The sequence below is a fragment of the Marinomonas sp. SBI8L genome (assembly GCF_001624705.1).
In the GTDB taxonomy this organism is placed as follows: Bacteria; Pseudomonadota; Gammaproteobacteria; order Pseudomonadales; family Marinomonadaceae; genus Marinomonas.
Genome location: NZ_JSEO01000007.1, coordinates 201040 through 217767 on the forward strand (window position 1 = coordinate 201040; position 16728 = coordinate 217767).

The window sequence follows — 16728 nt, forward strand, 5'->3', positions numbered from 1 at the left end:
TTAGAATAATATTGAGTGTGATTACTTTTCGACAAAAGCTCTTTCAATCACATAATCACCTGCTTCACCAATACGCGGAGAAATTTTAAACCCTCTCTCATCAAGAAGTTCTCGACATTCAGCTAGCATGGATTGGTTGCCGCATATCATGACTCTATCTGTTGCTGGATTCATTGGTGGAAGCCCTAGGTCACGACAAAGTTTGTCCGTCCTAATAAGTTCAGTCACGCGGCCTTCATGTTTATAGCTTTCTCTTGTCACTGTTGGGTAATAGCTAAGCTTTTCTTTAATTTCTTCACCTAGATATTCGTTGTCAGGCAGCTCATTTTCAATAAAGTCTTGATAGGCTAAATCAGCGATATGTCTGGTGCCGTGAACTAAGATGACTCTGTCAAAACGCTCGTACACTTCTGGGTCTTGAATAACACTCATAAAGGCGGCTAAACCTGTTCCTGTTGCAAGTAAAAAAAGGTTTTTACCGGGTAAGAGGTCATCGACAATGAGGCTGCCAGTTGCTTTTCCCCCTAGAATGATATTTTCACCCACTTGAATATTCTGCAGTCTTGAAGTGAGGGCACCATCGGCCACTTTAATGCTAAAAAATTCGAGCTCGTCAGCATAATTAGGGCTGGCGATACTATAAGCCCTCAATAAAGGTTTGGCGTCGACTTCAAGTCCTATCATCACGAATTGGCCATTCTTAAATCTAAAGCCTGGGTCTCGCGTGGTTTTAAAGCTGAATAACCCATCATTCCAATGATGGACTTGAGTGACTTGTGCTGTACTTAAACTGGCCATGGTTGGCTCCATATAATTATCTAATGATAAGACTATAAGGCGAGGGGAGGATAAAATCTTATGGATTCTGGTGATTATTTATATAGGTATTATTTATGGTTTTTTGGTTATTGTTTTGTTTTTGTTATAATGAGAATAACTATCTATATAGCTAAAACCACAGGCCTTAAAGTAAAAATCCTTTTAAAGGGGAATCTATAGGACCCCAATAATAATTACCCCTTTTGTAATATAATAAAGAACTAAACCACGTTTGTTCAATCCAACCTGTTTTAGGCAAATATTTATTGAGAGAGAAAGTTTGATGACTAAGCCCCTTAACCCTTTAAATGCCGCAGAGCAACATGTCATTCTTCATAAAGGAACAGAGAGACCTTTTACTGGAGAGTATACAGACACAACCGCAGAGGGGGTTTATCTTTGCCGCCAATGTGATGCGCCTTTATTTTATTCAGAGCATAAATTCTTATCTCATTGTGGTTGGCCAAGTTTTGATGATGAGATTGAAGGTGCAATTAAACAGCTACCTGATGCAGATGGAAGACGTGTCGAAATTGTTTGTGCTAAGTGTGATGGTCATCTTGGGCATGTGTTTGAAGGTGAGGGATTAACCACTAAAAACCTTAGACATTGCGTTAACTCAATTTCAATGAAATTAGTAACAAGAGATGCTACTTAAGTCACTTTTATATTGGTTTTTACATGTCTAAAGCACATTTGTTTTATCGATTTGGCCAACCTGAATTGAATAAAAAGTTGGATGAAACTGATATAAGCTTTGTTGATATTCGTAAGCGTTTTAATTTTCGCTCTATTCAATTAGGGCGATGGGTAACACCTGAAGAGCAAAAGCGAGCAGCCCACGCTTTTTATCATGCACTAGTGACTTTAATGAAAATATTGCAAGCGCCTGAAAACCTTATTTCATTGCGAGCAAGTCTATCATTACAGTACGGTAGAGGTGGTCGTCCTGGTGTTGCCGCCCATTACTCGCCCCACGAAAGGTGTTTTTCTTTAGCTAAAAATGCAGGTCCAGGTAGCATAGCGCATGAATGGTTCCATGCTCTTGATCATTACTTGGGGTCTCAAGCATTTCAGACATTACCCAGTTTTGACCAAGGTCTGAACTATCAATCAAAGGCTTTGTTTGCTTCCAAAGCTTGGCTTCTAGATGCGCCTATGCGTCGACATCCTTTAAATGATTTGTTATCGAACTGTTTTAAGGCCATTTTACTAGATGAAAGCGGCCATGCGGCAAGTCAGCTTGTACAAAACTCCAACCTTATTGATAAAAAGTTAAATCAACTTTATTACAGTTTGCCCGAAGAATTATGTGCAAGAGCATTCGAAGCTTTTGTTGAGGATGCAGGTTTAGCAGACGCAAGTTTAATTAATTCTTTTCTGGTGAAAGGAAGCCGCCATTCAGAAGAAGCAAGGTTAGGCCTTTATCCAGAAGGTGAGCATAGGTATAAGATTAACCAAGCTTTTACCGAATACTTTGAATTATTAGGTGCCTACTTAAACAGCGGGCTTTGAGTAGTGTTTTAAGTCTGTTTACTTGTTTACTTGTATTTCGCTTTGTAGCCAGTGATAAAACTGCTGTACATGATCATTTTGTTGACGGTAGCTAGGTACTAAAAAATAAAAACCATAGCTACTTTTGTATTCAGCCTCTAACACATTAACCAACTCACCTTTTTTTATAAATTCAGTGGCCAAAAAGTTTGGAACAAGGGCGATTCCTTGTTTTTGCTTAGCTGCCTCTAAAGACATAAAGAAATGCTCAAAACCATGATGGAAATTGGGTGCTTCTTGTGGTTTCCCTCCTTCTAATACGCTGCTTAAAAACTGTGACCATAATTGAGGTCTAGTGGTTTGCATTAGTAATGGGTGTTTTAGAATGTCCTGAGCTTGATTTATGGGTGTTTGAGATAATAAGTCAGGGTGAATAACAGGAATGAGTACTTCTTCTGCCAAAAGTGTTGAGTTTTCATGGCTTAAAGAAAGCGGTAAACAGCGAATTGCTATGTCAGCACTTGCTTGGTGAAATTGAAAAGCACCATCTCCTGATACCATATTTAGTCGTAAATTAGGTAAGGCCTCACTGAGCCTTTTTAAGCGAGGTATTAGCCATAGATGGCTTAAAGAGGGAATGATATTTAGCTTTAAACTATGATTGTTGGTTTCTAGTTGTTGTAAATTTGCTGTAGAACTTTGGATCTGTTCTAGGGCTGACATAATAGTGGGTAAATATTGTTTACCTGCTTTAGTTAAAGCAAGGCCTGTTGTTGTTCGGTCGAATAAGGCTAGCTGAAGATGTTCTTCTAAGGACTTAATCTGCTTACTGATTGCCCCTTGGGTAACACAAAGTTCCGCAGCGGCTTTAGAAAAACTTAATTTACGTGCCGCCACTTCGAAGGCTTTTAATGCATTTAGTGGGGGGAGTTTATTTGGCACAACTTACCTCATTACTTTTTCTCATAGGGTCTGAGAATATATCGTTTGTCGGTGAGGGTAAAGACATCATAAATTAAGTTTCTTCTTGATAATGATAAAGATACCTACACCACAATGAACCATATTTTTCAACGCCACTGTCATGCCAATTTACCTGTCGCCGCTCGAGGCGAAGGTGTTTATATTTTTGATCAAATGGGTAAATCTTATTTAGATGCGAGTGGCGGTGCTGCTGTGTCTTGTTTAGGTCACAGCCACCCTGCAGTAAAGGCGGCTTTACATGAACAAATTGATCAATTGGCTTATGCTCATACAGGATTTTTCACGACAGAGGCTGCTCAAAACTTAGCCGATAAACTAGTCGCATCAGCACCTGGTAAGCTTGAGCATGTATATTTTGTATCAGGTGGTTCTGAGGCGGTTGAGTCTGCGTTAAAGCTAGCTCGCCAATATTTCGTTGAAAAAGGCGAGCTGCAAAGATCTCGTTTTATTTCTCGAAAACAAAGTTATCATGGCAATACGCTGGGTGCGCTTTCAGTTGGCGGAAATGCCCTAAGACGCGAACCCTTTTCTCCTTTACTTATGCCTGTTGAGCATATTTCTGCTTGTTTTGCATACCATGGTCAGACTGCATCTGAAACCGCATTTGAATATGGTCAACGCATGGCAAATGAACTAGAGGAGAGGTTATTAGAAGTTGGTCCTGAAACTGTCATCGCATTTATTGCTGAGCCTGTTGTGGGTGCAACGGCTGGTGCTGTTGTCGCTGAAGAAGGTTACTTTAAGCGTATTCGTGAAATATGCGATAAATATGGCGTTCTTCTTATTCTTGATGAGGTGATGTGTGGCATGGGTCGTACAGGTACCTTATTTGCTCACGAGCAGGAAGGTATCGAAGCTGACATGGTAACAATCGCGAAAGGCCTAGGGGCAGGGTATCAGCCAATAGGTGCTATGATGGCATCTTCTGAAATACATAATACTATTTCAAATGGTTCTGGCTTTTTTCAACATGGTCATACATATATGGGCCATGCAACGGCTGTCGCGGGTTCATTAGCTGTTCTTAATGCAATCGAACAAGATGCTCTACTACCTCGTGTTAGGGTTGCAGGGGATTTATTACAAGCGAAATTAGAAAAACGCTTTGAGAATCATGCTTTCATAGGGGATATTCGAGGTCGAGGCTTATTTCGTGCGATCGAGATAATGGCAGATAAAGAGAAAAAAACACCCTTTGCTGCAAGCACAAAACTACATGCAAAAATAAAAGCTCAGGCGATGGAACTTGGCCTTATGTGTTATCCAATGCCAGGTACAATTGACGGTCAAGAAGGGCATCATGTGCTTTTAGCTCCTCCATTTATTATTAGTGATGACCAACTTGATGAGTTAACTGACAAGTTGTATTTTAGTATTGATGCCGTAACTCAAAAACATTACAAGGAAAGTGTTTAATGACAAGGATTAATGGAAATAGCCCCGCTTGTGCTGTTATCGTTGCGCCTAATGGTGCAAGAAAGAGTAAACTCGATCATCCTGCTTTACCTATCACCCCTGATGAACTTGCAGAAGAAGTCGCTCTATGTGTTGCCGCTGGCGCTAGTATGGTTCATCTACATGCTAGAACAAAAACAGGTCGCCACTCTCTGGAAATAGATGATAATCGTGCAGTTATTGCAGCGGTTAGAGAAAAATTAGGTGATGAGGTGATGATCCAACTGACCACTGAAGCAGTTGGTATTTATCAGCCTGAGCAGCAAATGGCATTAATTAGGACGTTAAAACCTGAAGCAGCTTCTTTTGCTTTATCTGAACTTATTCCAGATCCATCTTTTGAATCTAATGCCAGTGAATTTTTTCATTGGGCTGCTGATAATAATATAGTCGCTCAATACATTGTCTATTCAGCAGATCAGCTTGCCTATTATTTAGATCTTCGTAAAAGAGGCCTTTTACCTAAGAATAAGCATCACCTTTTATTGGTTTTAGGGCGATATCACAAACAACTAGAATCAGATCCATCCGACTTAACTCCTTTTATTCATCTAATAGAACAATTAGATGATATTCGTTGGGCAATTTGCGCTTTTGGCAAAAAGGAACAAGACTGTCTATTAGCAGCAGCGAAGTTAGGCGGTGATGTACGCATAGGGTTTGAAAATAATCTGTTTTCTAAGACAGGAGAGTTAGCAAAAAATAATGCTGCTCAAGTCGAAGAGATGGTGTCACGTTTACAGGAAATTAAACGTACAGCAATGACAACTGAGGTGCTAAGGAATCAGTTCTAATCGTACAAAGGAATGAATACTTACTTTTGTTTCAAAAAAAGCAAGGTAAGCGAAAACTATCACTTAACAAATAAAGCAAACAATAAAATAGCTAAGGGGTCGTCAATGAAATACATTAAATCCACACTTATCGGTGCAGGTATTGCCGCATGTTTTGGTGGAGCATCTGTTACTGCTCAAGCACAAGAGTTCATCACAATTGGTACAGGTGGTGTAACGGGTGTTTACTATCCAACAGGTGGTTCGATTTGTCGCTTGGTGAATAAAGCGCGAAAAGAGCATGGCATACGTTGTAGTGTTGAAAGTACAGGTGGATCTGTATACAACATTAACACTATCCGCGAGGGTGAATTGGACATGGGTGTTGCTCAGTCTGACTGGCAATATCATGCTTACAATGGCACCAGTAAATTTAGCAAAAATGGTAAATTTGAAGACTTAAGAGCGGTTTTCTCTGTTCACCCTGAACCATTTACATTGGTTGCTCGTGCTGACTCAGGTATTAAAACCTTTGAAGATCTTAAAGGTAAGAGAGTGAACGTAGGTAATGCGGGTTCTGGTCAACGTGGCACAATGGAAGTTGTCATGGATAAATATGGCTGGGATATGGATGACTTTGCGTTGGCATCTGAATTAAAAGCGGCAGAGCAGTCTAAAGCACTTTGCGATAACAAAATTGATGCAATGGTCTATGTTGTTGGTCACCCAAGTGGCTCTATTAAAGAAGCAACAACGTCTTGCGATAGCGTTATTGTAGAAGTCTCTGGTGCTAAGATTAATCAACTAGTGGCTGATAATTCTTTTTATCGTACTGCAACTATCCCAGGCGGCATGTACTCAGGTAATGCTAAAGATGTGGGTACCTTTGGTGTGGGTGCGACTTTTGTAACTTCTGCAAAAGTAGATGATAAATTGGTCTACAACGTGGTTAAAGCTGTGTTTGAGAACTTTGAAACCTTCAAAAAGCTACACCCAGCTTTTGCTAATTTGAAGAAAGAAGAGATGATTAAAGATGGCTTGTCTGCACCATTACACCCAGGTGCGGTTAAGTACTATAAAGAAGCGGGTTTGATGTAAGTCGACAAGTTCGTTTAATTGTCACTTCAACAGGGGCTTAGGCCCCTGTGTTTTTTCGTTTTCGGCATAGGAATTAATCTATGAACCCCAAACATTTATCTGGCTCAAATGATGAGCAAAATAATGCAGCAGATGAGTTTTTAAGCTCAGAAACTGGTAGCCGTCAATTTAACGGTAATATGGCAAAGCTCGTTGTCGGCACATTAATCGCTTGGGCAAGTTTTCAAATCTGGTACGCTTCTCCTCTTCCATTTATTCTTAATTTTGCCACTTTTAATGAAGATCAAGCTAAGTATATTCACTTATCATTTGCGATTTTTTTAGCATTCTTTTTATTTCCTGCAACAAAGAGTTCGAGTAAAACGTCTGCATCCTTACTCGATATAGTGCTTGCGGTAGCTGCCTCAAGTGCGTGTTTATATTTATTAGTTTTTCGCAATGACCTCGCTTCTCGTATGGGGGCACCAACCGTAACAGATATTATTGTTGCTGTTGTGGGTATGCTGGCGCTCCTTGAAGCAACACGGAGAACCCTTGGGCCGCCGTTAGTGATAGTCGCGGTTGTCTTCTTGACCTTTACTTTTGCTGGTCAATATATGCCAGACGTGATTGCTCACAAAGGGGCAAGCTTGAAGAAGGTTGCTTCCCATCAATGGCTAACGACCGAAGGTGTTTTTGGTGTTGCTATCGGTGTTTCCACTACCTTCGTATTTTTATTTGTTTTGTTAGGCTCATTGCTTGATAAAGCTGGCGCCGGTAATTACCTGATAAAGGTTTCTTTCTCCTTGTTAGGCCACATGCGTGGTGGACCGGCTAAAGCTGCCGTCGTAGCATCTGGTTTGAGCGGGATTATTTCAGGTTCCTCAATTGCGAATGTAGTTACCACAGGTACTTTTACTATCCCTTTGATGAAGCGAGTCGGCTTTCCAGGTACGAAAGCGGGTGCTATCGAAGTAGCAGCTTCTACTAATGGCCAGTTAACACCACCTATTATGGGAGCTGCAGCTTTCTTAATGGTGGAGTATGTTGGTATCCCTTATATAGAGGTGATTAAACACGCTATTCTGCCTTCTATTATTTCCTATATTGCCTTGGTCTATATCGTCCATCTTGAAGCCTTAAAGCTTAATATGAAGGGGATTGAAAAGCTTAACAAACCAACACTTGCCATGCGTATGTTGTCTTGGATGAGCACATCTGTGATTCTACTAGTATTAGGTCTGGTGGTTTTCTATGGGTCTAGCTTTTTAGAAATGGTATTAGGTGGCACATCTTATTTGGTGATGTTGTTACTAATAGTGGCTGCATATTTTGCGCTAGTAAAACTATCAGCTGCGTATCCAGATTTAGCTGAAGATGAAACAAGTATTGAGTTAGACCACTTGCCAGAACCTAGACCTACCGTGTTCTCAGGTCTGTATTTCTCTTTGCCAATCGTTGTTCTTTTATGGGCATTAGCGGTTAAGCAATACTCTCCTCAACAATCTGCTTTTTACGCTGTGGTGTTTTTAATTGCCGTAGTGCTAACTCACAGGCCAATTAAGGCTTGGTTCCGTAATGAAACCAATTGGGCTGGCCAGTTTAAGGTATGCTGGAATGAATTTATTGATGGCATGATCACCAGTGCTAGGAACATGGTCGGTATTGGTATTGCCACAGCTGCAGCGGGGATTATCGTCGGAACAGTAACATTAACAGGTTTAGGTCAGATGATGACTGAATTTGTTGAGTTTATTTCCGGTGGCAATCTTATTCTGATTCTTATTTTTACCGCGATAATTTGTATTGTTTTAGGTATGGGTTTACCGACAACAGCAAACTATATTGTGGTATCGACCTTGATGGCACCCGTTATTGTGTCATTAGGCGCTGAGAATGGCCTAGTTGTTCCCTTAATTGCTGTTCACCTCTTTGTTTTCTATTTTGGTATTTTGGCTGATGATACGCCACCCGTTGGTCTTGCTGCGTTTGCCGCAGCAGCAATCAGTGGTGATGACCCAATTAAAACGGGTATACAAGGCTTTATTTATGACATACGAACGGCGATCTTGCCTTTCATGTTCATCTATAACACCCAGCTTTTATTGATTGGTATAGATTCGATTCTAGATCTCATCTTAACCGTCGCCAGTGCGATAGTTGCCATACTTGTCTTCTCGGCTGGTACTCAAGGTTATTGGTTGGTTAAAAGCCGATTATGGGAATCTTTAGTGCTTGTTTTAATCGCTTTTAGCCTATTCCGTCCAGGTTTCTGGTGGGATATGGTCTACGAGCCAAAAACTCAAGTAGCGCCAACTGCATTGATTCAAGAAGTAGAAGCACTTAATCAGGGAGACTTTATTCAACTTCAGGTAGAAGGTGTCACCATTGAAGGAGATGAAGTGAGTAAAACTGTCTCATTACAGCTGACTCAAACAGATGGCGATGGTATGGCAAGACTTCAATCTTTTGGTCTGAATCTAACCCAAGATGGTGAGATCTGGACGGTTGATTATGTTGACTTTGGTAGTGCAGCAGAGAAAGCCAGTATTGATTTTGGTTGGCAAATTATGGGGATAGAAAAAGAATCCGATAGACCGCCTAAAGAGCTGGTATTTATCCCTGCATTGCTTGTCCTGCTTGTTATTCGTAAATTGCAGCAGCAAAGACTTAATTCTTTTGTATCTGGTCAAGCCGCTTAGGAGGCATTATGTATGACACAGTGCTAGTGCCGGTTGATCTGGCAGAAAAAGGCTACACAGATAAAGTGATAGAGCATGCTTTGCATGTTCTATCACCTGGCGGAAACTTAATTCTTTTAACCGCATTAGCTGGGTATCAAATGCCATTAGTTGGGTCTTTCTTCCAACCAGGGACTTTTGATAAAGCGGTAAAACAAGTGCATCAAAAACTGGTTGAATTTGTAAATGATGAGCTTCCCATTGATGCTAATGATTGCACTACTAAGGTTGTTGAAGGAAAGCCAGTGGAATCTATTTTAAGCGTTGCTAAAGAAAGTAATGCGCAAGTGATTGTCATGGCTAGCCATAAGCAGTCGAGAGTGGGTTACATGATGCTAGGCTCAATCGCAAACAAGGTATTAAGCCATGCAGATATCCCTGTCATGGTGGTAAAGGGTTAACGCTTCAATCATGAAAGCGCTAATAATTGGTGTTAGACAATTTAGACCGCACATTTATGTGCGGTTTTTTTTGCGTTGCATTTTAGATGAGAATGACTAAATAAGACTCTTAGGTAAAGTTTGCGAAAACTCCTTGCTTCTTAGATACAGTGAATTCAAATTTACGTATCCTAACTGCCTGATAATAATGGGATAAAGGATTAACTATGTCAGATATTAAGCAGATATTAAACTTCATGGTTGAAGTTGAAAAACTCAAATCAGTGTTGCGTAAAACAAAGCCGGTTGGACATTTTCGCTATGAAAACTCAGCAGAACATAGCTGGCATGTGAGCCTTATGGCGCTTTTGCTAAAAGATCATGCTGATGACGAGATCAATATTAATCGGGTTATTAAGATGCTTCTGATTCATGACTTAGGTGAAATAGAAGCTGGAGATACCATTATCTATGCCTCTGAAACAACTGAGATTAAGCAGCAAGAGAGTCAAGGTATCCATAAACTCTTTGCTCTGTTACCTGCAAAAATGGAAGTTGAACTCAATAGCTTATGGTTAGAGTTTGAAGCAGGCGAGACGAATGACGCTAAATTCGCCAAGGCCATTGATAGAGTGCCACCGCTTTTACATAATATTCATGGAGAAGGGCATAGTTGGAAGCGGCATAACATATCTAAAGAAAAAGTTTTCTCATTAAATAAAGCACGCATTCAAGGTGCAAGCCATACATTATGGGAAGAAGTAGAGACTGAGCTTAATAAAGCGGTTGAAGCTGGGGCGTTAAGCTAACTCTAATGCTAGAGAGTTAGCAAAATACCAGCGTTAAGAGTACATAAACAAAAAGGTTTAATAATATGATCAATGACGTTCAGTTGAGGCAAGCCAGCATTCAGGATGCAGAACAGCTCTTAGCGTGGCGTAATGATGAACTAACAAGGTTATCTAGCCATACTCAAGATTTGATAGAGGTTGCTCAACATCAAGTTTGGTTAGAGAGGTCGCTAAAAAATACAAACCGTAAACTTGTGATTGCAGTCTATCAAGATGAAGACATTGGTTCATTGCGGGCTGATTATGATAGAAAGAAGCAAGCTTGGGAACTTTCTTGGACTTTGGAGCCAAACTACAGAGGTAAGGGGTTAGCTAAAGAGATGGTGCTTGTTTTTGCAAATAGTATAAAAGATGCCATTTGTGCTGAGGTGAAAGAAACTAACTTGGCTTCAGTTAGAGTAGCTGAATATGCAGGTTTAACATTCACTCATCAGCAGCATCAAGTGTTATTTTTTTCCCGATCTGAGCTTTGCTCCTCACAAGATTAATAAAGCGTAATTCCACGTAATATATCCTGAAATTTGGGTTAGATAGACTCAAGTTACTTGATCCCCTTTCAAGTGGCCCCTGGGCCGCCAAAGCAAGGATGCTATTTGGCTATTAATGTCAAAAAATTGATATAAATCCGGTTAAAAACACTTAAATTTGCGATATTAAGCTCAATAAATGGCACTTTTGGCCGATTACCTATATGAGGGTGATATTTAATGAAAATGTCACTAAATCCCATAATAATTGAGTAAACAATAACCGATAACTTTAACGGATTTAAAGGTGGTAAGTATGCAATCGGAAAATTTGAGTTTAACTCGAGAAAAGGATGTTGCAGCGAGTCAGAGCTTTGAAGAGCTCTCAGGTAAGGATAAAAAAGACAATCAAACTAATGACCTTGAAAGTAAAATTAAGGTTAAAACAGCACGTAAAACGACAAAAGTTAAAGTCGCTAAGCGTCTTTGTATTTTTGAATAAATTCTTTTAAATACATTCCTATTTTAGTTTGAATGGCAAATAAGGCTCGAGAGTAGTCAATTTGCCATTCGCATCTTTTTTGAATACTCCATCATAACGCTACATTTCTTCTGTATTCTGTTTCTGACTTACTTTCAGTTAACTGTAACCTTCTATAGTTTTGGATCTATTATGCTAATTTTGCTATTTCCCGTCTGGGCTTTATTGTTAAGTGCTTATGCTTACTTCCAGCCAAACTTTTTTGTAGATTTTAAAAGCTACATTATTCCCCTTTTAATCATTATTATGCTTTCAATGGGGCTAACATTAACAGCAAAAGACTTTAAGCAAGTTCTGGCGAGCAAACGAGCTGTTATCGTCGGTGTATTGTTGCAGTTTATGGTAATGCCAATAGCAGCTTTACTTGTTAGCAAAGTATTTGGTTTTGATGATGAATTAACTATTGGTATGCTTCTAGTGGGCAGTGTTGCTGGAGGTACAGCATCAAATGTTATGTGCTACCTAGCAAAAGGTGATACGGCCTTATCAATTTCAATGACAAGTATCTCAACCTTAATCGGTGTTGTATTAACTCCGCTTCTGGTCGCTCTTATGGTAGGAAAGGGCGTTGATATTCCGGTTCAGGCTATGCTGGAAAGTTTAGTCAAAATTGTACTTTTACCTGTGACAGTCGGCGTCTTATTGAATACTTTTTTTGCTAAAAAAGTGGAAAAAATTCAGTTTTTATTACCCTATATTTCTATGTTTACCATTGTCTTTATTATCGCCATAGTGGTTGCTTTAAGCGCAGGAAAACTCGCTGAAATAGGTTACTTGATTGTCTTTGCCGTGATGATTCATAACAGTATAGGTTTGATCTTAGGTTATGGTGTCACTCGTTTGCTAGGGTTTGATGAGAGAATATGTCGAACGATAGCCTTTGAAGTAGGGTTACAGAACTCAGGACTAGCTGCCGCTCTAGCGATTAAATTTTTTACACCTGTTGCGGCTTTGCCAGGCAGCATATTCAGTATTTGGCATAATGTTTCAGGCTCGCTATTAGCGAGTTATTGGAGCAAGCAAAAAAGTTAGATAAAAAGGCCTGCTAACGTTAAGTAGCAGGCCTTTATATTTGAACTTTTTAAAGCTATTTTAATGCTTTTTGTTTAGATGCTTCTTGAAGCCAGTAGGTTGCTAGAGCATCATTTTTTTCTGTACCTTTACCATCTTTATAGCTTTCAGAAAGTCTAAGCATACCTTCAATACTGCCTCCATTAGCCGCCTTTTCAAACCAATAAAATGATTGTGTATAATCTTTTTTATTGGTGTATCCCATATAATAATATTCGCCTAAATAAAATTCTGCCTGATGGTTTTTTTGAGCCGCAGCTAAGTTAAACCAATAAATTGCACGGCTTTTATTCGCTTTAATTCCTTTTCCTTTGAATAGGTAATAACCAACTTGGAACTGGGCTTCAGCAATATTTGTTTCAGCAGCTCTTTTAAACCAGTCGTAGGCCTTGCTGTCATTCTGTTTGAATCCAAGATGGTCATGATAGCAGAGACCTACTAGGAATATAGCTTCACTCTTAGACGGTATATCATCATTATCATTTTGTTGTGCTCTAGTTTCAGCTAATTTACAATTTTGATGATTTACTAAACGTGGTATAGGATTGTTATTTCTATTCTCAACATAGGGTATTTCTAACTCAAGATCAGCAATATTTTGTATTGCAAGAGAATTGCCTTGGTCAGCAGCTTTTTTATACCAGTACATAGCTAAATCTAGGCTTTTTATTTTTCCAATTCCAAACTCGTAACAATTCCCAAGGCTGTTTTGAGCACTTGGTATGTTAAATTGGGCAGCTTTTTCAAATAATGAACAAGCTTTATCATCATCTTCTTCTCTACCTTCACCAAAATCAAAACAATAGGCATAACTGTTGATTGATTCTGGATCTTGCTTGAAAGCTAGCTTTTCATAAATATCACAAGCTTTTTTTTGGTTTTGTTTTCTATCAAAACCATAAAAATAGTCATTTGCGATTAAGTATTGTTTGCGAATTTGTTTTTCTACTTCGCTGACAGGCTTAAGAGAGTCCTTATACCTATCAACATATTTATCGTTCAGTGAATTTGATTGGCATGCTATCAAACTAAAGCTAGTTATTAGCAACATAAGTGGCTTAAACATTTATTCCCTTAAATTAAAAGATTGTTAGTTGTTTAAGGGTAACCCATTGTTTATATTAAAATAAACAATGGGTCTGCTCAAAATTTAAATACAGTGTTGTTAGTATACTTATTAGTTGAAAATTTGAATGCTTTAGAGGTTTAGCAAAGTTACGTTAGTTTTACGTATTCAAAAAATTTATAAAACTGATTCTTAAATTCGTAGCTTGTTCAACACAACTAAAAGCTCTCATTACTTATTTTTCAATATTTACGGTTCTTGATTTTGATGCAACCAAGAAAGAATATCCTCTAAAATCTCAGTGCGATTCGTTTCGTTTAAAAGCTCGTGACGAGCATCAGTGTAAAGCTTAAAAGTCACTTTCTCTTGGCCTGCTTTTCGATAGCTTTGGGCCAGTTTAGTCAGCCCTTTGCCCATTAATCCGACAGGATCTTTATCTCCTCCAATAATTATAATGGGAAGATCTATTTGAATTTTTTTGAGGCTGTCTGGTTGAAAAAGTTGAGTTAAAGCGGTTAAAAAATCTTGCCATAAGCTGATGGAGCAAGCAAAGCCGCAAAGGCTATCATCAACGTATTTATCAACTTCTTTTGGATCTCGACTGAGCCAGTCATACTCTGTTCTGGTGGGCTTAAAGTGATTGTTGAAGGAACCGAAAGATAAGAATTGCAGCAGTTTACTGGGCTTATCAGAACCAAGACGCATGGCTTCAATATTGGCAACTAATTTACCTGCCTGACTCATAAAAGTATTTTGTTGGTTCGAGGCGCTTAACATTAGTCCATCTATCGGCTTGGCGTTGCCGATCAAATAAGATTGAGCGATAAAAGATCCCATACTATGGCCAAAAATATAATAAGGCAGCTTGGTCTCTTCTGTGCAAATTGCTTCTCTGACTGTTTCTAAATCAATTAATACTTTTTGCCAGCCATCCTGTTCTGCAAATTGGCCTAAAACCGTGGTTTTACTTGTACCATGGCCTCTATGATTGTGAGCAAGGACATTATAACCTTCTTCCACAAGCGCTTGAGCGAAAGTGTCATAGCGTTTGGCATGCTCAGCCATTCCATGAAAAATATGTACCCAAGCCTTTGCATTTTCAGAGGGCCAAATGAAAGCTTGAATCTCATGACCATCTTGGGCCTTTATTATTTTTTCTATCATGTGAGTGCTCATCAATAAGGGATGCTTAGGACGACACCATCCTAATTTGAAAGCATTTATCTAAATTAGATATACCATAAGAAAAAACTAAAGGCTGTTAAAACAATTGCTTGTGCTTGAGTATCTGATATTCATTGAGGTAATAAATAAACCTTAATCATCATAATAAGGCTTAGGTTTTTTTATCTGCTGTGTTTTGGTCTCAGTATAATATTGGCTATATTCCTGTTGTAAAAGTTTATCTACTAGAAAGGTTAATTTTTCAAATGCCTGATCTTGATTGCTGGCTTTGATGTAAATATCTATGGCGTTATTTGTTTTTACTGCGTTTAGTTCTAACTCGCTTTTAGTGTACGAGGTTTTGTTGAGGTATTTATGATCAGAGTATGCATACTCTGTGTCGTCTGGGGATTGGTAAGTAAAACCAAAACTATAACCGGAATGCGTTTGGGAACCACTAAAAGAGCAAGAGGTTCTACCTTCATCTTGGTTAGATATGTCTGCTGGATCTTTATCCAATAGATTCATAAAAGCAATAATCGAAAGTTGCTCGCACAATGTCGAAAACTCTAACGTTTTTGCGGCTTTAAGTTTGAATTCTTCATCTGTACTTAGGCTAAATGTTTGTTGTTGAACAGAGCTACAACCAAGGAAAGTAATGGTGCTAACAACTAGGGCAAATTTAATCATACTTGAAAATACCTTTTAAACACTCTCTTTTAAAGGTAGATCATAAGTTGTGGAAATTGCGGTTTTTCTTAGCTTTTTAACATTTATTTGATAGGGTTTTAATCGAACTAATGTTTTGCTTGGTTAATAAGCTTTTCGTTCAATAGTATCTCATCTGCATTTAGCGTATTTATCGGTGTGCTGATATCTGAAGATATTTGCCCATGAACCTGCAAAGACACATAACGCATAGCACATACTCTTAAAAATGAAGTGAAGTTTCCCATATCATGGCCGGCATCAATTGACTCATGGTATAGGCGAGTAATCATTTGTGGAACTTGAAGATCGTCTCGTTTGGCAATTTCTTCTAGAATCCCCCAGAAGCTATTTTCTAAACGAATACTCGTAACCATACCGTCAATTCGAAGCGAGCGTGTCGAACTTTGCCAGAGCTGGCTATCGGCTTGAATAAAAAGTTTGCACATGATTCTAACCTTATTTGTAAATTATGAGTCTAACGAGTATAACAACGCTTTAAAGCATACTATGAAATGCTTTAAAGCGTTTTTATTTGACGTATTTTTCGCGTATTCCTATCGCTTAGTTGGCTTCAAGTAAAAGGTAGAATTGTTTTAGCCATTCAGGGTGAGCAGGCCAAGCTGGGGCTGTAACAAGGTTGCCTTGAGTGATAGCTTGATCCACGTCGATATCCGCATAAATGCCTTTGCTGGCTTCAACTTCATAGCGACAAGCGGGGTAAGCTGAGCACTGTCTTCCTTCTAAAACACCGGCAGCAGATAGTAATTGTGCTCCATGGCAAATGGCTGCAACGGGTTTATCTTCGATGAAAAAATGACGCACCATCTTGATGACTTCGGGATTAAGCCTTAAGTATTCAGGTGCGCGTCCTCCTGGAATGACTAATGCGTTATAGCTTTCTACTTTTACTTCTGCAAAAGAGGCGTTTAAAACAAAGTTATGCCCAGGTTTCTCGGTATAGGTTTGATCTCCTTCGAAATCGTGTATAGCAGTACGAACACTGTCACCTGCCACTTTATCTGGGCAAACAGCATCAACCTGATAACCATTAGCGAGTAATGCTTGAAATGGCACCATGGTTTCGTAGTCTTCGGTAAAATCACCTGTGATCATAAGGATTTTTTTATTATTCAT

General features: G+C 39.1%; 18 protein-coding genes. 11 read left to right on the forward strand and 7 right to left on the reverse strand.

Annotated features, from left to right (window positions below):
- Window positions 1-21 precede the first annotated feature (21 nt).
- The gene (locus OA91_RS12550; RefSeq protein WP_046019016.1) at window positions 22-798 is read right to left on the reverse strand and encodes a ferredoxin--NADP reductase; all 777 of its coding nucleotides are present in this window, start codon (window positions 796-798) and stop codon (window positions 22-24) included.
- Between the two features lie 304 nt (window positions 799-1102).
- Between OA91_RS12550 and OA91_RS12555 the strand changes: the two genes are divergently transcribed.
- Window positions 1103-1477 carry a methionine-R-sulfoxide reductase gene (locus tag OA91_RS12555; protein WP_063338710.1) on the forward strand — a complete coding sequence of 125 codons (375 nt, stop codon included), beginning with the start codon at window positions 1103-1105 and terminating at the stop codon, window positions 1475-1477.
- A gap of 23 nt (window positions 1478-1500) precedes the next feature.
- Complete coding sequence (locus OA91_RS12560; protein ID WP_063338711.1) at window positions 1501-2334, forward strand: CLCA_X family protein; 834 nt, start codon at window positions 1501-1503, stop codon at window positions 2332-2334.
- An 18-nt stretch (window positions 2335-2352) separates the two neighbouring features.
- Here the strand turns inward: OA91_RS12560 and OA91_RS12565 are convergent, their stop codons facing one another.
- Complete coding sequence (locus tag OA91_RS12565; protein ID WP_063338712.1) at window positions 2353-3255, reverse strand: LysR substrate-binding domain-containing protein; 903 nt, start codon at window positions 3253-3255, stop codon at window positions 2353-2355.
- A 114-nt stretch (window positions 3256-3369) separates the two neighbouring features.
- Here OA91_RS12565 and OA91_RS12570 point away from each other — a divergent pair, with 114 nt between their 5' ends.
- From OA91_RS12570 to OA91_RS12610, 9 genes are all read left to right on the forward strand, one after another.
- Window positions 3370-4713: an aspartate aminotransferase family protein gene (locus tag OA91_RS12570; RefSeq protein WP_046018992.1), complete on the forward strand. Its 1344-nt coding sequence runs from the start codon at window positions 3370-3372 to the stop codon at window positions 4711-4713.
- Window positions 4713-5546, forward strand: coding sequence for a 3-keto-5-aminohexanoate cleavage protein (locus tag OA91_RS12575; RefSeq protein ID WP_063338713.1), 834 nt, complete (start codon window positions 4713-4715; stop codon window positions 5544-5546). The genes OA91_RS12570 and OA91_RS12575 overlap by 1 nt, the downstream gene beginning before the upstream one ends.
- Window positions 5547-5651: 105 nt before the next feature.
- Window positions 5652-6623: a TAXI family TRAP transporter solute-binding subunit gene (locus tag OA91_RS12580; RefSeq protein ID WP_046018990.1), complete on the forward strand. Its 972-nt coding sequence runs from the start codon at window positions 5652-5654 to the stop codon at window positions 6621-6623.
- A gap of 80 nt (window positions 6624-6703) precedes the next feature.
- The gene (locus OA91_RS12585; protein WP_063338714.1) at window positions 6704-9304 is read left to right on the forward strand and encodes a TRAP transporter permease; all 2601 of its coding nucleotides are present in this window, start codon (window positions 6704-6706) and stop codon (window positions 9302-9304) included.
- An 8-nt stretch (window positions 9305-9312) separates the two neighbouring features.
- Entirely contained in the window at window positions 9313-9744 is a 432-nt protein-coding gene (locus OA91_RS12590) for a universal stress protein (RefSeq protein WP_063338715.1), read from the forward strand.
- A gap of 206 nt (window positions 9745-9950) precedes the next feature.
- Window positions 9951-10532, forward strand: a complete 582-nt coding sequence (locus OA91_RS12595; RefSeq protein ID WP_063338716.1) for an HD domain-containing protein — start codon at window positions 9951-9953, stop codon at window positions 10530-10532.
- Window positions 10533-10597: 65 nt separating this feature from the next.
- Entirely contained in the window at window positions 10598-11062 is a 465-nt protein-coding gene (locus OA91_RS12600; protein WP_063338717.1) for a GNAT family N-acetyltransferase, read from the forward strand.
- A gap of 295 nt (window positions 11063-11357) precedes the next feature.
- Window positions 11358-11543: a hypothetical protein gene (locus OA91_RS12605; RefSeq protein WP_063338718.1), complete on the forward strand. Its 186-nt coding sequence runs from the start codon at window positions 11358-11360 to the stop codon at window positions 11541-11543.
- Window positions 11544-11714: 171 nt separating this feature from the next.
- The gene (locus tag OA91_RS12610) at window positions 11715-12614 is read left to right on the forward strand and encodes a bile acid:sodium symporter family protein (protein WP_063338719.1); all 900 of its coding nucleotides are present in this window, start codon (window positions 11715-11717) and stop codon (window positions 12612-12614) included.
- Between the two features lie 55 nt (window positions 12615-12669).
- On the opposite strand, the gene OA91_RS12615 is transcribed toward OA91_RS12610, so the two are convergent.
- From OA91_RS12615 to OA91_RS12635, 5 genes are all read right to left on the reverse strand, one after another.
- Window positions 12670-13719, reverse strand: a complete 1050-nt coding sequence (locus tag OA91_RS12615) for a tetratricopeptide repeat protein (protein WP_063338720.1) — start codon at window positions 13717-13719, stop codon at window positions 12670-12672.
- A 249-nt stretch (window positions 13720-13968) separates the two neighbouring features.
- On the reverse strand, window positions 13969-14883 hold the full coding sequence (locus OA91_RS12620) for an alpha/beta fold hydrolase (RefSeq protein WP_063338721.1): 915 nt from the start codon (window positions 14881-14883) through the stop codon (window positions 13969-13971).
- Window positions 14884-15036: 153 nt separating this feature from the next.
- Window positions 15037-15573, reverse strand: a complete 537-nt coding sequence (locus OA91_RS12625; protein WP_063338722.1) for a hypothetical protein — start codon at window positions 15571-15573, stop codon at window positions 15037-15039.
- 107 nt (window positions 15574-15680) lie between these two features.
- Window positions 15681-16040, reverse strand: a complete 360-nt coding sequence (locus tag OA91_RS12630) for a ribbon-helix-helix domain-containing protein (RefSeq protein WP_046018972.1) — start codon at window positions 16038-16040, stop codon at window positions 15681-15683.
- A gap of 115 nt (window positions 16041-16155) precedes the next feature.
- Window positions 16156-16728, reverse strand: a complete 573-nt coding sequence (locus tag OA91_RS12635; protein WP_063338723.1) for a DJ-1/PfpI family protein — start codon at window positions 16726-16728, stop codon at window positions 16156-16158.